The following is a 15,212-nucleotide window of genomic DNA, read 5'->3' as shown; positions in this document are numbered from 1 at the left end:
CACGCTCAGCGGTTCTGGAAGTCCGGCACACGCTTCTCGCGGAAGGCCGACATGCCTTCCTTCTGATCCGCGGTGTCGAACAGCGCGGCGAAGGCCTGCTTCTCGTGCTCGAGACCCTCGGCGAGCGTCGTCTCCATCGCAGCATCCAAAGCAGCCTTTGCCGCGTAGACGGAGGGCAGCGACTTCGAGGCGATCGACTCGGCGAGCTTCGACGCTTCGGCGAGCAGATCGGATGCCGGAACGACGCGCGACACCAGACCGGCGCGCTCCGCCTCCTCGGCGCCCATGAAGCGCCCGGAGAGCACGAGTTCGGCCGCCTTGTAGTAGCCGACGGCGCGGATCAGTCGCTGCGTGCCGCCCATTCCGGGGATGACGCCGAGGTTGATCTCGGGTTGACCGAACTTCGCGGTGTCGGCGGCGAGGATGATGTCGCACATCATCGCGAGCTCGCAGCCGCCGCCGAGAGCGAAGCCGGAGACTGCCGCGATCACCGGGGTGCGCACGGCGGCGAAGTCGCGCCAGGAGCCGAAGTGGTCGGTCTCGAGCATCTCTGATGCCGACATCCCCTCCATCTCCTTGATGTCGGCACCGGCAGCGAAGGCCTTCTCCGACCCGGTCAGCACGATCGCGCCGATGCCCTCGTCGGCATCGAAGTCGACGGCGGCCGCGGTGACCTCTTCGGCCACGCGCCCGTTCAGCGCGTTCAGCGCCTGCGGCCTGTTGAGCGTGATCCAGCCCACGCGTCCCCGCTGCTCGACCAGGATCGTCTCGTACTCGGCCATCGTGCCTCCGCTTCGTCGTGGGTGGTTTCAGTATTGCGGGAGTTGCGTGATTGAGAACGCGTTTCGTCTCGGTCGCAGGCTCCCTCGCTCAACGACCGGGGGGGGAGTGCTGCGACGCGTCAGACGCGGTCCTCGCGAATGTCGGTAATGATGCCGGAGAAGTCGCGCCCTGCCCCGTCGCCGGCCGCGTACGCCGCGTAGATCTGCTGGGCGAGGCGGCCCATCTGCGCATCCGTCGACGTCTGCTCGATCGCCTGCAGCGCGAGGCCGAGATCCTTGGCCATCAATGCACCGGCGAAACCCGGCTGGTAGTCGCGGTTCGCCGGGCTGGTCGGCACCGGGCCGGGCACGGGGCAGTTGGTCGTGATCGACCAGCACTGACCGGATGCCTGCGACACGACGTCGAACAGCGCCTGGTGTTCGAGCCCCAGCCGTTCGCCGAGCACGAACGCCTCGGCGACGGCGATCTGCGAGACCGCGAGGACCATGTTGTTGCACACCTTCGCCGCCTGACCGAGTCCGGGCCCGCCGCAGTGCACGATGCGCTTGCCCATGGCCTCGAGCAGCGGCAGCGCAGCGGCGAAGTCGTCGTCGGAGCCACCGACCATGAAGGCCAACGTGCCGTTCTCGGCACCGACGACACCACCCGAGACCGGGGCATCGACGTTGCGGTGCCCCGCGGCGAGCGCGAGCTCGTGCGCGGTGCGGGCCTCATCGACGGCGATCGTCGAGGACTCGATGAACAGCGTTCCCGGCCGGGCTGCCGCCAGCAGCTCTCCCCGATAGGCGTCGATCACGTGCCTGCCTGCGGGGAACATCGTGATCACGACATCGGCGTTTGCGACGGCATCCGCACCGCTCGCTGCGACCGGGATGCCTGCCTCTCCTGCGGCCTCGACCGCGGCGGGAACCAGGTCGAAACCATGCACCTCGTACCCGGCCTTGACCAGGTTGACGGCCATCGGCAGTCCCATGTGCCCGAGCCCGAGGAAGGCGACCACTTTCGATGCGGTCGCGGTCATGATGCGCTCCGCATCGAGCCGGAGCCGGCGGGCCGCAGCATCTCTCGTCCGACGATCAGGCGCATGATCTCGTTCGTCCCTTCCAGGATCTGGTGCACCCGCAGATCACGGACGACCTTCTCGATCCCGTAATCCTGAAGGTACCCGTAGCCGCCGTGGAGTTGAAGAGCGCGATTGGCGACATCGAAACCGGCATCCGTCGCGAAGCGCTTGGCCATCGCACAGCGCATCGTCGCGTCGGGCGCGTGCTCGTCGACCGCCTGAGCACCGTCGCGGACCATGAGCCGTGCCGCCTGCAGATCGGTGCGCATATCGGCGATGGCGAACAGGATCGACTGCTTCTCGGCGAGCGGCTCGCCGAACGCGACCCGCTCGTGCACGTACTGCACGGCGCGGTCCAAAGCCCACTGCGCGCCTCCCAGCGAGCAGGCGGCGATATTGAGACGACCGCCGTTGAGCGCCGACATCGCGATCGCGAAGCCCTTGCCCGGCTCTCCCAGCATGGCGGACGCCGGCACACGCACGCCGTCGAGGATGACCTGCCGTGTGGGCTGAGCGTGCCAGCCCATCTTCTTCTCGAGGGACCCGAAGCTCAGCCCCTCGGCGTCACCGGCGACGAGGAACGCGCTGATTCCGCGCGCGCCCGGCTCACCGGTGCGCGCCATCACGACGTAGACCGCGGCTTCGCCGGCGCCCGAGATGAACTGCTTCACGCCCGTGAGCACGTAGTCGTCACCATCGCGGACAGCGCTGGTCGCGATGTTCGCGGCGTCCGAACCGGCGCCGGGCTCGGTGAGGCAGTAGCCGCCGAAATCGGTCATCGCCGTGAGCTTCGGCAACCACTCGCCGCGCTGCGAATCATCACCGTAGGTGTCGATCATCCAGACGACCATGTTGTGGATCGAGATGTAGGCGGCGACCGCCGGGTCTCCCTTGGCGAGTTCCTCGAAGATCGCGACGGTGTCGGTGCGGCTGAGGCCGGTGCCGCCGAACTCCTCGCGCACGTAGATGCCGCCGAGGCCCAACTCGCCTCCGCGCTGCAGTGACTCCCTCGGGAAGACGTGCTTCTCGTCGCGCTCATTCGCGTGCGGCGCGAGCTCGGCGTCGACATACTCGCGGACGGCGTCGAGGATCGCCTCGCGTTCTTCGGCGGTCGTGGTGGTGACGGTACTGATTGTCATGGTGGCTCCGGGAGATCAGTGCATTGTGGGGATGACGAAGCTGGCGCCATCGCGGATGCCCGCCGCCGGCCAGCGGCTGGTGACCGTCTTGGTCTTCGTGTAGAAGCGGAAGGCGTCGGCGCCGTGCTGGTTGAGATCGCCGAAGCCAGACCTCTTCCAGCCGCCGAAGGTGTAGTACGCGATCGGGACCGGGATCGGCACGTTGATGCCGACCATGCCGACGTTGACCCTGGCGGCGAAGTCGCGGGCGGCGTCGCCGTCACGGGTGAAGATCGCGACGCCGTTGCCGAACTCGTGCTCGGATGCCATCCGCAGCGCCTCTTCGTAGTCGGCGGCCCGGGCGATGACGAGCACCGGCCCGAAGATCTCCTCCCGGTAGATCGTCATGTCGGTCGTGACGTGGTCGAACAGCGTCGGGCCGAGGTAGAAGCCTTCCTCGTGACCGTCGACGCGGAAGCCGCGACCGTCGGCGAGGAGGGTGGCGCCTTCGTCGACGCCCTGCTGGATGTATCCCTCGACGCGCTCGACCGCTGCGCGGTTCACGAGCGGACCGTAGTCCACGTCCTCGGCGAGCGAGGGGCCGATGCGCAACTGTGCGACGCGCTCGGTGAGCTTCGCCGCCAGCGCATCCGCCGTTTCTTCGCCGACCGGCACAGCGACCGAGATCGCCATGCACCGCTCGCCCGCAGAGCCGTAGCCGGAACCCATCAGCGCGTCGGCAACCTGGTCGAGATCGGCATCCGGCATCACGATCATGTGGTTCTTCGCGCCGCCGAAGCACTGCGCCCGCTTGCCGTGCGCGGCAGCGGTCGAGTAGATGTACTCGGCGATCGGCGTGGAGCCGACGAAGCCGACGGCCTGGATCCGCGGATCGGTGAGGATCGTGTCGACGGCTTCCTTGTCGCCGTGCACGACGTTGAGGATGCCGGCCGGAAGGCCCGCCTCGAGGAAGAGCTCGGCCAGTCGCACCGGAACCGAAGGGTCGCGCTCGCTGGGCTTGAGCACGAAGGCGTTGCCGGCCGCGATCGCGGGGCCCGCCTTCCACAGCGGGATCATCGCCGGGAAGTTGAACGGGGTGATGCCTGCGACGACACCGAGCGGCTGCCGCATCGAGTAGACGTCGATACCGGCCCCTGCGCCGGTGGAGTACTCGCCCTTGAGCAGATGCGGCGCGCCGGCCGCGAACTCGATGACTTCGAGGCCGCGCTGGATGTCGCCCTTCGCGTCGTCGAGCGTCTTGCCGTGCTCGCTGGAGAGGAGCCGGGCGATCGCCGTCATGTCCTTCTGCACGAGATCGAGGAAGCGCAGCAGCACGCGGGCGCGCTTCTGCGGGTTGGTCGCAGCCCATTCCGGCTGCGCCGCCTCGGCGTTGTCGATGACGCGTCGCACTTCGTCGGGCGAGGCGAGCGGCACGCGCGCCTGCACCGATCCGGTGCTCGGGTCGAAGACGTCGGCGAAGCGTCCGCCGTCAGGGGTGAGAAGCGATCCGCCCACGAAGTGCGGGATAGTACGAGTCATTGTGTGACATCCCTCCGTGCCTTCATTGGCACAATGACGATGTTACTCCGGCATCCGATTATTTACTAGGAGATCCTTGTATCTGGATGACTGCACCGAAGCCACACGAATCTCCCGCCACCTCTTCCGTTGCGGCGCGGTGCACGGTAGATCTTGTTCGGTGCGCCTGATCGGCGCACAACCCGATCGCACCGTGGCGATGACCTTTCGCCCTGGCGCGCGCGAAAAGGAGAAACATGTCTCAATGGACGGCTCAGGCACGACGACGTGCCTTCGCCACGAGCACGGCGTTCGCACTCGCGGCCACCGGGTTCGTGACACTCGGATCCGGCTCGGCCACCGCGGCCCCACCGGATGCTGATGCCCCACCGGCACCGGCAGTCATCGGCGCCGACGAGTACTACATGAACTACGTGGCACCGCGGGCGGAAGGGGCATTCGACTCCTCCGATGATTCGGTGATCACCAGCGGCAACGCCAGAGGGCCCTATGGCGGCTCCCCTCTGGAGCATGCGCAGAAGAACGATGAGAAGCACGCGCACGGCAATCCGGTGGCGGCCAGGCAGCTGGCGAAGACCGAGGCCCAATCCATCAAGACGGGCAAGAGCCCGAAGGCGTTGAAGCACTCCAAGACCACTCAGCAGGCGAAGCTGCTCACGATCCTCGTCGAGTTCGACGGCACCGACGACTTCTCCGACGTCTATGTGCCCACCGAGTTCGGCGCCACGACCTGCATGCCCGGCAGCGAGCAGGGGCCCACCCTGCACAACAACATCCCGAATCCGGCGGATGCCGCACAGGCGGACAACAACAGCATGTGGGTGCCGGACTTCTCGTCCGAGCACTACAACAAGATGCTCTTCTCTGAAGACGGCATCACGGAGCGCGTGCGCACCGACCTGACCGGACCTGACGGACAGCCCGGCTTCGACATCTCCGGCTACACGATGAAGAACATGTACGAGGAGATGTCCCGCGGCGCGTACTCGCTCAGCGGCGAGGCGACGGCATGGGTCTCGGTGCCCCACTCCGAGGGCTACTACGGCGCAACGGTGTGCCACCTCAACGACGAGGGCGAGTATGAGGCCGGCCCCATGCAGGACCAGCAGGGTCACCCGGACAACCCACTCGGCCCCGGACAGCTGCCGATCGACGCGGTCGCGGCAGTCGCCGCAGACAACCCCGACTTCCCGTGGGCCGATTACGACATCGAGGACCAGGGCGACCGCGACGGTGACGGCAACGTCAACGAACCCGACGGCGTCATCGACCACGTCGTGCTGGTGCACGCGGGCGAGGACAAGTCGGGCGGCGGCGGAAAGGAAGGCACCTACGCGATCTGGGCGCACTCCTCAGCCGTGGCCGGCGGAGCCGTCATCCCCGGCACCGACTTCCAGATCTCGAACTACATCGTGCAGCCCGAGGACTCCGGCGTCGGCGTATTCGCGCACGAGTACGGTCACGACCTGGGCCTGCCCGACCTGTACGACACGTCGAACAACGGCAACTCCGACATCGACTTCTGGGATCTGATGAGCTCGGGATCGCACTCGGGGCCGATCTTCCAGTCGATGCCGACCCACATGGGCCTCTGGGACAAGTGGGTGCTCGGCTGGGTCGACCCTCAGGTCGTGAACCCCGGCGATGACACCACCACCGTCAAGGTCGGTCAGACGTCGCGCCCGAAGAAGGGCACGAAGGACGGCATCAAGATCAACCTTCCGGACAAGGAGATCGTTCTCGCCCAGCCGCACAGCGGCGCGGAGATGTGGTACTCCGGCGCGGATCAGAGTTGGGCCGATGTGCGTCTGACCCGGACGATCGAGTCGGTACCGGCCGATGCCAGGTTCTGGATGTGGAACGACTACGTCATCGAAGAGGACTGGGACTACGGCTTCGTCGAGGTCTCGGCCGACGGCGGAACCACCTGGACCGAGCAGAAGGTCTACGACGAGTCCGGTGCACTGGTCTCGACCGATGACGGCTATTCCGACCCGAACGGGCGGATGAAGGACTACGGGAACAAGAAGTACGGTCTCACGGGTTCTTCCGGTGGATGGCGTCACGACTACGTGGACCTGTCGGCGTTCGCCGGCCAGAACATCCAGATCCGCCTGCGGGAGGCGACGGATGCCGGCTTCGAAGAACGCGGATGGTTCTCGGATGACTTCGCGCTCACCAGCGCGGGCGCCGGGGTGTGGACCGACGACGTCGAGTCCGGCGACAACGGCTGGACCGCGACCGTCGAAAGCTGGACCGACACGACAGGAGCCGGATGGCACCGCGACAGCGGCACCCAGGTCAAGGCGCAGTACTACCTGGTCGAATGGCGCAACTACGACGGCTTCGATGAAGGCCTGAAGTACGGGTACACCACCGTGTACTCCGCTGAAGGCTGGAAGGTCGAGAAGGTTCCGTACAACGCGCCCGGCGCACTGATCTGGTACCGCGACACCGCCTACGGTGACGTGAACCACGTCAGCTCGAACCTGACCAACCTGCCGAGCTACGGCGCCAAGGGCGGCCTGCTGCTCGTGGACAGCCACTTCGACCCGCTGCGCCGCACCGGCGCCGAGGCTGAGCTCGACCCGTCGCTGCTGAAGAACGTGTCGACTCGCGCGCAGTCGTCGAACGCCGCATTCGGCCTGGTGCCGACCGCGTCGTTCAAGGACTGCCTGGTCGACGCCGCGCTCAGCAACGAGGCGTGCACGACCTTCGCCCCGCAGGCGCCGGTGAGCACCTTCACCGACGACCAGGGCTGGGTCGCCGGCATCGAGCTGCGCGACGGCCAGCTGCTGAACCGCCTGCGTGACGCGTCTGTGGTCGTGCCGTCGGTGAATGAAGCGCCGTACTCCACGCGAGTGGTGAACCCGGACGGCACCCCCGCAACCGACGTGTACGGCCTCGACCTCGGATTCACGGTGCTCGGCACCGGAAACCCGGCGGATGCAGGAGTCGGTTACGGCACGGTGGTCACCGTGAAGAAGTCGATGCAGAACGACACCGCGGCGCTGATCACGGTCACGCCGCCCCGCGCGGAGTGATCCCGACGGGCTGAGCACAGAAGCGCCGGTTCTGACACAGGTCAGAGCCGGCGCTTCTTTGTGGGCGACGTCCGGTCGCCTCGATTCAGGCGGCGCTACGCCGCGCGAGCAGGAGCCAACCGGCGGCGAGCAGGAGAAGTGCCGCCGCCGCGGCGAACCCGCTGAACTCTGCTTCCGCTCGATGCTCAGGCGCACGAGGAGACCTTCATCGCCGGTTCACCATCCGGACACCTTCGTTCCGTATACCTGCAGGTGCGCGGATGGACTTAGACCGGATCGGGTAGTCATTTGATTCCGCGCACGGTGAGCGCTCTCGTCGCTCCCACCGCGGTTCACAAACCGCAAGACCCCCGCCGAATCGGGTCGGCGGGGGTCTTCTCTTTCCTCTCGGTCCCTTTCAAAGAGCGCAAATGGCTCGATCTCCGGCCATTTTCGAGCCGTTTGCGCTCTTTAAAAGTTGAGGAGGGGCCTCCTGTGGACAACTTCTGCGAAGCCGGCGACGATCCTGGCACGGTGTCGCCATGGGACGAAAGCAGAATCTGCCGACACACCTCGGCTCCGCCTTCACTGTCACCGTCGCGAAAGCGAACGGAATCGGTCGAGGAAGGTTGCGCGGTTCAGACCTCGCTCGCCCCTTCCACGGCGTGCGCATTCAGACGCAGGCCGCCGATGGCCCAGACACGGTGCAGACCGATGATCCGTACGAACGACAGCGGCTCTTTCGCGTGATGCGTGCCAGAGAGTATGAAGCACGGCTTCACCCGGGGCATTGTTTCAGCCGGCAGACCGCCGCGTCGGCGTGGGGCGCCCCGCTGCCGCTCGAGGTCGACCCGCGAGGCAGACCGCTGGACTTCGCGCACCTCGACCTCCACGTGTGCGCGCTTGGTCCGGCACCGCTCCCGCGCGCGGCGGGAGTCGCCGGGCATCGCACACTGTCCAGCCTCATGACGGTGCGGGAACACAGCGGGCTTCGGCTCTCCTCACCTGCCTCGACGTGGGCGTCTCTCGGTTCCCTGTCGGTTCCCGATCTGATCGCACTCGGCGACTACTTCTGCCGTCGATGGCGGGAGAGTTATGGCCGTCCGCATGCCGGACGCGAGCCGCTGGCAACCGTCGATGACCTGAAGGCAGCCGTCGACGCCGGACGCCGGCACGGAGCATCCCGCCTCCGCGAGGCGCTCGAATGGATCCGCGAAGACTCCTGGTCGCCGCGCGAGTCCATGGTCCGGTACATCCTGGTGAGCGCCGGCCTGCCGGAACCCGAACTCAACGTCGACCTGTTCGACGGGCGCGGCCACTTCCTCGGATGCGTAGACATGGCCTATCGCGAGAAGCGGGTCGCGATCGAGTATCTCGGGATGCTGCACGGCGAGAGCTGGGCGCGTGACGTCGAGCGGATCGCTGCCCTCCGCGCCGACGGCTGGAACGTGATCGAGGTCACCTCGTCGCTGCTGAAGAACCGGGCCGAACTCATCCGCCGCGTCGCCGCCGCTCTCAGCCGCTGAGAACCCGATTCAGAGAGCGCAAACGGCTCAATCCGGGCGGTTTTTCGAGCCGTTTGCGCTCTCTGAAACCCCAGCCGGCTGCCGGAGTAGAATTGACACAGCGCCGATACCCTGGCGCATCCGCACTCGGGCGTGCCCGTGATCCGGGCACGCCTGCTTTCCTGAGGCCACGATGTCCCGCGAATCCCGCACGCTGCCCAGCGAGCCGATCACCGTCTCCATCCGTCGAGAGGTGGATCCCGCCCGCATCGCCGAGGCGACCGCATGGGTGCAGACGGGCCTGAACCTCGCGAGCAAGTATCCCGGGTTCCTCGGATCTGGGTGGGTGCGAGCCGGCGAGAACTCGCAGGTGTGGCACATGCTCTACCGGTTCGCGGGCACCGAGACCCTCGAGGCCTGGGAGCAATCCGCTGAGCGCGAGTGGTGGCTGTCGATGGGCGAGGGTTTCGTCCGCAGCGAGCGCTCGAAACGTCGCACCGGCATCGAGGGCTGGTTCGATGAGCCGGCGACCGGATCGATCACGGTGGTGGATGCCGCCACCGGTGCGACAGAGGTCGTCACCGCACCGCCGCGCTGGAAGCAGGCCGTCGCGATCTGGCTGGGATTCTTCCCGCTGAACGTCGGCTTCACCTATCTGATGAACCCGATACCCGGTTGGGGCGACGTGCTGCCGATCTGGCTGCGCGTACTCATCACCACGCTCGTGCTCACCCCGATCATGACCTATTGGGTGCTGCCGTGGGTCACGCGCTCGCTGCGGAACTGGCTCGCCCGCTGACAGACGTTTCGAATCGCTCGAGTGGAATCCGTATCAGTCCACGAGACGAACGCGATCCTCGGTCTCGACGACCTCGTGCAGTTCGGCACGCACACGCGGGGTCCCCATCCCGCGGTGCAGCACGAGCATCGTGCGCCCGTCGAACGTGTCGAACAGCATGCCGTGGCCCGCGTTGCCGTCGACCAGGGTCTCGAGCTGCTCCCAGGGTCCCGTCAGCTGTCCGTTGCGCGACACGGCCATCGTCTCGACGTAGTCGGATCCGTCGTCGCGCGGATGATAGGTCGCCCACAGCATCACGAGCGCGCCACTGCGCAGCCGCCTCAGCTGCGGACCGTCGGTGACGTACGGCATCCGGGTCCTGGCGCTCGGCGGCAGCGTTCTCAGCAGCGCCGCCTCCGAGCCGCGGAAGAGCAGAATCGGATCACCGGAGGCCGCCGTGAGGTCGAGCGCGAGCGGTACGGCCTCGATCGTCCCGTCGAAGATCTGCACCCATTCGTGCGCGTAGACCATCCACGCCGCACCGTCGTCATCGACGAACAGGGTGCCGTCGAGCGTCATGAACTCGGCCGGCGCGACGGGCGCGTCGGCGCGCAGCAGCTCGAACGGCCCGGCCGGATGATCGGCCACGGCGATCACCGTGCCCCTCGCCGTCGGAATGTACGCGGAGCCGCCGTCCTCTGCGAACGCTCGGAACCGCGCTCCACCGGGCACGTCCAGCTGCCGTGACGAGTCGTGCAACGTCGTGAACAGGTAGAAGCGACCACGGTATTCGTGGACTTCCGGCGCCCACGGCGCTTCGGTCGCGGAGGCCCATGATCCCTCCGGCACGCGGAACACGACGACCGGCTCATCATCCCAGTTATCGAGGTCGGCACTGCGGTACGCGACGACGGCCGGCTGGTCCCGCGCCGCGGTGTACAGGTAGTAGGTCGAATCCGCCGCGTACGGGAGGATGAACGGGTCGTGCGCCCAGAAGTCGTCGAGTCGTTGCATCGTCATGATCCCTTCACGAGGTGGGAGCCTCAGACGCCCGCGACGTCTGCCCGAACGGTGACGACGCTGCACGGCGGCACGTCCAGCACCAGCCGCGACCCGGTCACTGCAACGCCTTCGAACGCCGTCAGACCCACGGCGGATGGCACCTCGAAGGTGTTGTGGTCGGTCGATGATCCGGCGAGGATCTCGCTGCGCCGGATGGTGCCGATGGCCCCTGGCAGGTCGATCTCGATCCGGGCAGGGCGATCCAGCGCGTAGTTCACGGCGCTCACGGTGACGGCCCCGTCCTTGCGAGAAGCCGTGACGTCGGTGTGCGGCGGCAGCGAACCCTCGATCGGCAGCAGTGTCGCGTCGTGGTGATCGGTGTACAGCGCGAAGGCGAAGTACGTCGGCGTCTTGATCAGGCTCGGGCCGTCGGTGAGCAGCATCGCCTGCAGCACGTTGACCATCTGCGCGATGTTCGTCATCCGCACGCGCGCCGCGTGCCGATGGAAGACGTGGAAGTTCAGCGCTGCCACCACGGCATCGCGCATCGTGTTCTGCTGGTACAGGAAGCCGGGATTGGTGCCCTGCTCGACGTCGTACCAGGTCCCCCACTCGTCGACATAGATCCCGACGCGCTTCGCGGGGTCGTAGCGATCCATGATCTCGCCGTGGCGAGTGAGCAGGGTGTCCATGAACAGGGTGCGACGGATGGTCTCGTACCACGCCGCGTCGTCGAAGCCACGAGCAGCGCCCTTCACGTCCCAGTTCCCGGTCGGGAGCGTGTAGTAGTGCAGGCTCAGCGCGTCCATGTGACCCGCAGCGCGTGCCATCAGGACATCGGTCCATTCGTAGTCGTCGGCGTTGGCGCCGCAGGCGACTTTGGTGATGCGATTGTCTCCGTAGTCGCGCACGTACGTCTGGTACTGCCGGTACAGGTTCGCATAGTGCAACGGCATCATGTTGCCGCCGCATCCCCAGCTCTCGTTCCCGACGCCGAAGAACTGCACCTTCCACGGCTGCGCGCGCCCGTGGCTCTTACGCAGTTCGGCCATCGGCGTGTGGCTGTCGAGCGTCATGTACTCGATCCAGTCCTGCATCTCGGCGACGGTGCCGCTGCCCACGTTGCCGTTGATGTATGCCTCGGCATCGAGCTGGTTCAGCAGCTCGAAGTACTCGTGGGTGCCGAACTCGTTCGGGTCGACCACGCCGCCCCAGTGCGTGTTCACCATCGCGCCCCGGTCGGGCCCGATCCCCTGCAGCCAGTGGTATTCGTCGGCGAAGCATCCGCCCGGCCACCGCACGACCGGCACCTTGATGTCGCGCAGGGCCTGGATCGCGTCGATCCGCAAGCCGTTGCGATTCGGGATGTCGGAGGATTCACCCACCCAGAGACCCTCGTAGATGCCGCGCCCCAGATGTTCGGCGAACTGTCCGTAGATGCGGCGATCGATGACGGGCGAGGCAGATTCAACGACGGCGGTGATCATTCCTGCAACGTTATAGAGCCTGGCGGCGGAACCGCAAGTACTTTTTCTCACCGTTGTTTTAACCCTTGAGTATTAACGCCTCCCGTGCAACGCTGGCCGAGTGTCGATACCCGTCGACGCCCGCGCAGAGTCGCGCACCCGAACCGAACGGATCCCGATGAAGAGACAGATCGGAGCGGCCGTCGCGGCCGCCGCCCTCCTGATGGGCATCGCCCCGTTGCCCGCCACCGCAGCTCAGGGAGGCCCGCACAGTACCAACGAATTCCGCGGGGTGAACTGGGCCGACCCCCGAGACAACTATGCAGACGACGAGGTCGTGCCGTCCAGCCTCAGCACCTCCGACGACTACGACACGACATACGACAAGTCGGCCGCCATCATCGGCGAGTTCCGCGCGGAGGTCAGGGCCAACACGGTCCGCCTGCCGATCAACCCCTCGAGCGTCGGCACCGACTGGTGGGCGTCGTATCAGGCGGCCATCGACGCCTCGGTCGACAGCGGTTTCAAGGTCATCCTCAGCTACTGGGAGGCGGACAACGCGAAGGACGGGCGAGCGGACGACGCTGCCGCCTTCGACGCGATGTGGGACACCGTGGTGGCCGAGTACGGCAAGAACCCGAAGGTCTACTTCGAGCCGATGAACGAGCCGTTCGGCTACACGCTCGACGAGTGGGTGTCGCTGACATCCGGATGGCTCGACGACCATGCCGCCGTGCCGCGCAAGCGCGTGATCATCTCCGGCACGGGCTACAACGACGACGTGACCGGCGTCGGCGCAGCCGAAGAGCTGGAGGGCACGCTGCTGTCGCTGCACTTCTACGGCTTCTGGGCGAGCCACACCACGGAGGACGAGTGGAAGGCGAACCTGCTGCCCCGCATCGGCGAGTACGGCTGGCGCACCCTGGTCTCCGAGGCTGGATCCCCGATGACCACCGGCCTGAACTACGGCAACCACGAGGGCGACGTGTCGACCGCGTACCTCGGTGCTCTCACCGAGGTCACTCGCGACCAGGGGATGGGCGTCGTCTACTGGCCCGGCCTTCGCACCGGCGATTCGTACACGCTGACGGAGCAGACAGATGACGGCGGGCTCGAGGTGACGAACGAGTCCGGTCTCGCCCAGCTCCAGTGGGGCTGGGGCCTGCTCAAGAAGGAGCAGCTCAACGACCTGCCGCCGGCTCCCCCCGGTGAACCCCTGAAGAGCGTCGCGCACGGCGTGTGCGTCGACGTGCCCGGCGGCTCGACGACTCCCGGCACGCAGCTGGGCCTGTGGCACTGCAACGGGGGCGGCAACCAGTCGTTCCACGCGACGGATGCCGGCGAGCTCTCGGTCTACGGAGACCTCTGCGTCGAAGCCGTCGGCGGCCTGGTCGCGGGTAGCCCCCTCGCCATCGCCGACTGCTCGGGCGACGCGGCACAGCAGTGGCTGGTGAACGCCGACCTCACCATCAGCAGCGGCGCAGATCCAGGACTCTGCCTGGCGACGCCGGCCAACGAGTGGGGCCTCGCGCTGGCACCCTGCGACCCCGCCTCGCCGACCCAGCAGTGGACGCGCGGGTAGCCACCGCCATCATGGAGAAGCCCCGCGACCCGATCGGGTCGCGGGGCTTCTGCGTCTCACCTGCGCTCAGAGGGCGACGGGGATGTGCGTCGTCAGCAACCCCGCGTCGACGAGAGAGCGCTCGAGTGCGATCAGGGCGACGCCGGTCGCCACCGGGTTCCCCGACACCGTCGACACCACCAGCTCTACGTCTCCGCCCGCATGCCCCGGCGACTGCTCCCGCAGGTGACGGCGAGCCGGTTCGAGCAGGTGGGAGCCCAGCCCCCAAGTGGTCCAGCCGGTGAGCGTCACGACCTCGGGGTTGACGATCGCAACGAGGTCTGCGAGTGCGGACCCGAGATAGTAGGCGGTCCGGTCGAGCGTCTCCGCGACGGCCGGATCCGGCTCGGGCGCGTTCGCGGCAGCCGCGAGTGCGGCGATGAAGTCGGCCTGCAGGGCGACGTCGGCCAGCGGATGGTCCTGCGCGATCTCGCGGAGCGTCTGCTGGATGCCGGGTGCCCCGATGTACGCCTCGACGCAGCCGTTTCGCCCGCAGCGGCAGCGCCGTCCGTCGAGGACGAGCAGGGAGTGCCCCCACTCCCCCGCAGAGTTCGTCGCACCGCGCAGGATCCGCCCCTCGAGGACGATGCCCGCTCCGACGCCGGTGCCGAGGTTCACGGTGACGAGGCTGGCCGCCGAGCGGCCTCGACCGAGCCAGAGTTCGGCGGCGACCATGGCCTTCAGCGGGTTCTCGATCACAAGCGGCAGGCCGACCCGGGTGCGCAGGTGCTCCAGCTCGACGGAGTGCCAGGTCCAGTTCGGCACTAGCACCGAGACGCCGGAGGGTTCCTGCACGAGGGCGGGAAGGGCGACTCCGACGCCCAGCAGCGCATCCCGCGAGACGTTCTCCTGCAGCAGCATCCGATCGAGCGCGCCCCCGATCTCCTCGACGACGGATGCCGGGTCGAGGATGTGCTCGTCGCGCTCAGTCACCGTCGTGGCGAGCTGGGTCAGTGCGGTGTCGAAGAGCACGGTGCGCACGTAGGTCTCGGCGACATCGATGCCGACCACCCGCCCGCGGTCGCCGTTCATGCCAATCACCGCGGTCGGTCGGCCGATGCCGCCCGCGATACCGCGGGTCTCGGCGATGATGCCCTCGTCGATGAGCTCGCCGACGATGGTCGCCACCGTGGCCGGGCTCAGCCCCGTGGACTGTGCCACGCCGTTCCTCGTGGTCTGGCCCGCAGACAGGACGGCATGGAGGACGTCGACGCGCGAGTCGCTGCGGATATCCCGCGATGTCCGCCTCGCCAGCCCCATACTCACTCCCTCTGCTCGTGCACCGCGTTCCCGCCCTCACTCGGCGCACGTCGG

11 protein-coding genes are annotated in these 15,212 nt (G+C 67.2%); 4 read left to right on the top strand and 7 right to left on the bottom strand.

Annotation, left to right across the window (positions count from 1 at the left end; translation table 11 throughout):
• Positions 1–5 precede the first annotated feature (5 nt).
• From MRBLWO13_RS07295 to MRBLWO13_RS07280, 4 genes are all read right to left on the bottom strand, one after another.
• The gene (locus MRBLWO13_RS07295; protein ID WP_341977468.1) at positions 6–782 is read right to left on the bottom strand and encodes an enoyl-CoA hydratase-related protein; all 777 of its coding nucleotides are present in this window, start codon (positions 780–782) and stop codon (positions 6–8) included.
• 119 nt (positions 783–901) lie between these two features.
• On the bottom strand, positions 902–1,804 hold the full coding sequence (mmsB, locus tag MRBLWO13_RS07290; RefSeq protein WP_341977466.1) for a 3-hydroxyisobutyrate dehydrogenase: 903 nt from the start codon (positions 1,802–1,804) through the stop codon (positions 902–904).
• Positions 1,801–2,985: an acyl-CoA dehydrogenase family protein gene (locus MRBLWO13_RS07285; protein WP_341977464.1), complete on the bottom strand. Its 1,185-nt coding sequence runs from the start codon at positions 2,983–2,985 to the stop codon at positions 1,801–1,803. The genes mmsB and MRBLWO13_RS07285 overlap by 4 nt, the downstream gene beginning before the upstream one ends.
• 15 nt (positions 2,986–3,000) lie before the next feature.
• Positions 3,001–4,503 (bottom strand): CoA-acylating methylmalonate-semialdehyde dehydrogenase, encoded by a 1,503-nt coding sequence (locus MRBLWO13_RS07280; protein WP_341977462.1) that lies wholly within the window; start codon positions 4,501–4,503, stop codon positions 3,001–3,003.
• Positions 4,504–4,739: 236 nt separating this feature from the next.
• Here MRBLWO13_RS07280 and MRBLWO13_RS07275 point away from each other — a divergent pair, with 236 nt between their 5' ends.
• The 3 genes from MRBLWO13_RS07275 to MRBLWO13_RS07265 all read left to right on the top strand — a co-directional run bounded on the left by MRBLWO13_RS07275 (position 4,740) and on the right by MRBLWO13_RS07265 (position 9,830).
• On the top strand, positions 4,740–7,547 hold the full coding sequence (locus MRBLWO13_RS07275; RefSeq protein WP_341977460.1) for an immune inhibitor A domain-containing protein: 2,808 nt from the start codon (positions 4,740–4,742) through the stop codon (positions 7,545–7,547).
• A 521-nt stretch (positions 7,548–8,068) separates the two neighbouring features.
• A complete protein-coding gene (locus MRBLWO13_RS07270; protein WP_341977458.1) occupies positions 8,069–9,052 on the top strand; it encodes a hypothetical protein in 984 nt (327 codons plus the stop codon).
• Between the two features lie 172 nt (positions 9,053–9,224).
• Entirely contained in the window at positions 9,225–9,830 is a 606-nt protein-coding gene (locus tag MRBLWO13_RS07265) for an antibiotic biosynthesis monooxygenase (protein WP_341977456.1), read from the top strand.
• Between the two features lie 33 nt (positions 9,831–9,863).
• Here the strand turns inward: MRBLWO13_RS07265 and MRBLWO13_RS07260 are convergent, their stop codons facing one another.
• Positions 9,864–10,829: a glycoside hydrolase family 43 protein gene (locus tag MRBLWO13_RS07260; RefSeq protein WP_341977453.1), complete on the bottom strand. Its 966-nt coding sequence runs from the start codon at positions 10,827–10,829 to the stop codon at positions 9,864–9,866.
• Positions 10,830–10,852: 23 nt separating this feature from the next.
• On the bottom strand, positions 10,853–12,298 hold the full coding sequence (locus MRBLWO13_RS07255) for an alpha-L-arabinofuranosidase C-terminal domain-containing protein (protein WP_341977451.1): 1,446 nt from the start codon (positions 12,296–12,298) through the stop codon (positions 10,853–10,855).
• A 157-nt stretch (positions 12,299–12,455) separates the two neighbouring features.
• Here MRBLWO13_RS07255 and MRBLWO13_RS07250 point away from each other — a divergent pair, with 157 nt between their 5' ends.
• Positions 12,456–13,859 carry a ricin-type beta-trefoil lectin domain protein gene (locus tag MRBLWO13_RS07250; RefSeq protein ID WP_341977449.1) on the top strand — a complete coding sequence of 468 codons (1,404 nt, stop codon included), beginning with the start codon at positions 12,456–12,458 and terminating at the stop codon, positions 13,857–13,859.
• Between the two features lie 66 nt (positions 13,860–13,925).
• On the opposite strand, the gene MRBLWO13_RS07245 is transcribed toward MRBLWO13_RS07250, so the two are convergent.
• Positions 13,926–15,158 carry an ROK family transcriptional regulator gene (locus MRBLWO13_RS07245; RefSeq protein ID WP_341977448.1) on the bottom strand — a complete coding sequence of 411 codons (1,233 nt, stop codon included), beginning with the start codon at positions 15,156–15,158 and terminating at the stop codon, positions 13,926–13,928.
• Between the last annotated feature and the right edge of the window lie 54 nt (positions 15,159–15,212).

It is taken from the genome of Microbacterium sp. LWO13-1.2, assembly GCF_038397725.1.
Taxonomy (GTDB): domain Bacteria; phylum Actinomycetota; class Actinomycetes; order Actinomycetales; family Microbacteriaceae; genus Microbacterium.
This window is presented reverse-complemented; position numbering and strand designations above follow the sequence as displayed.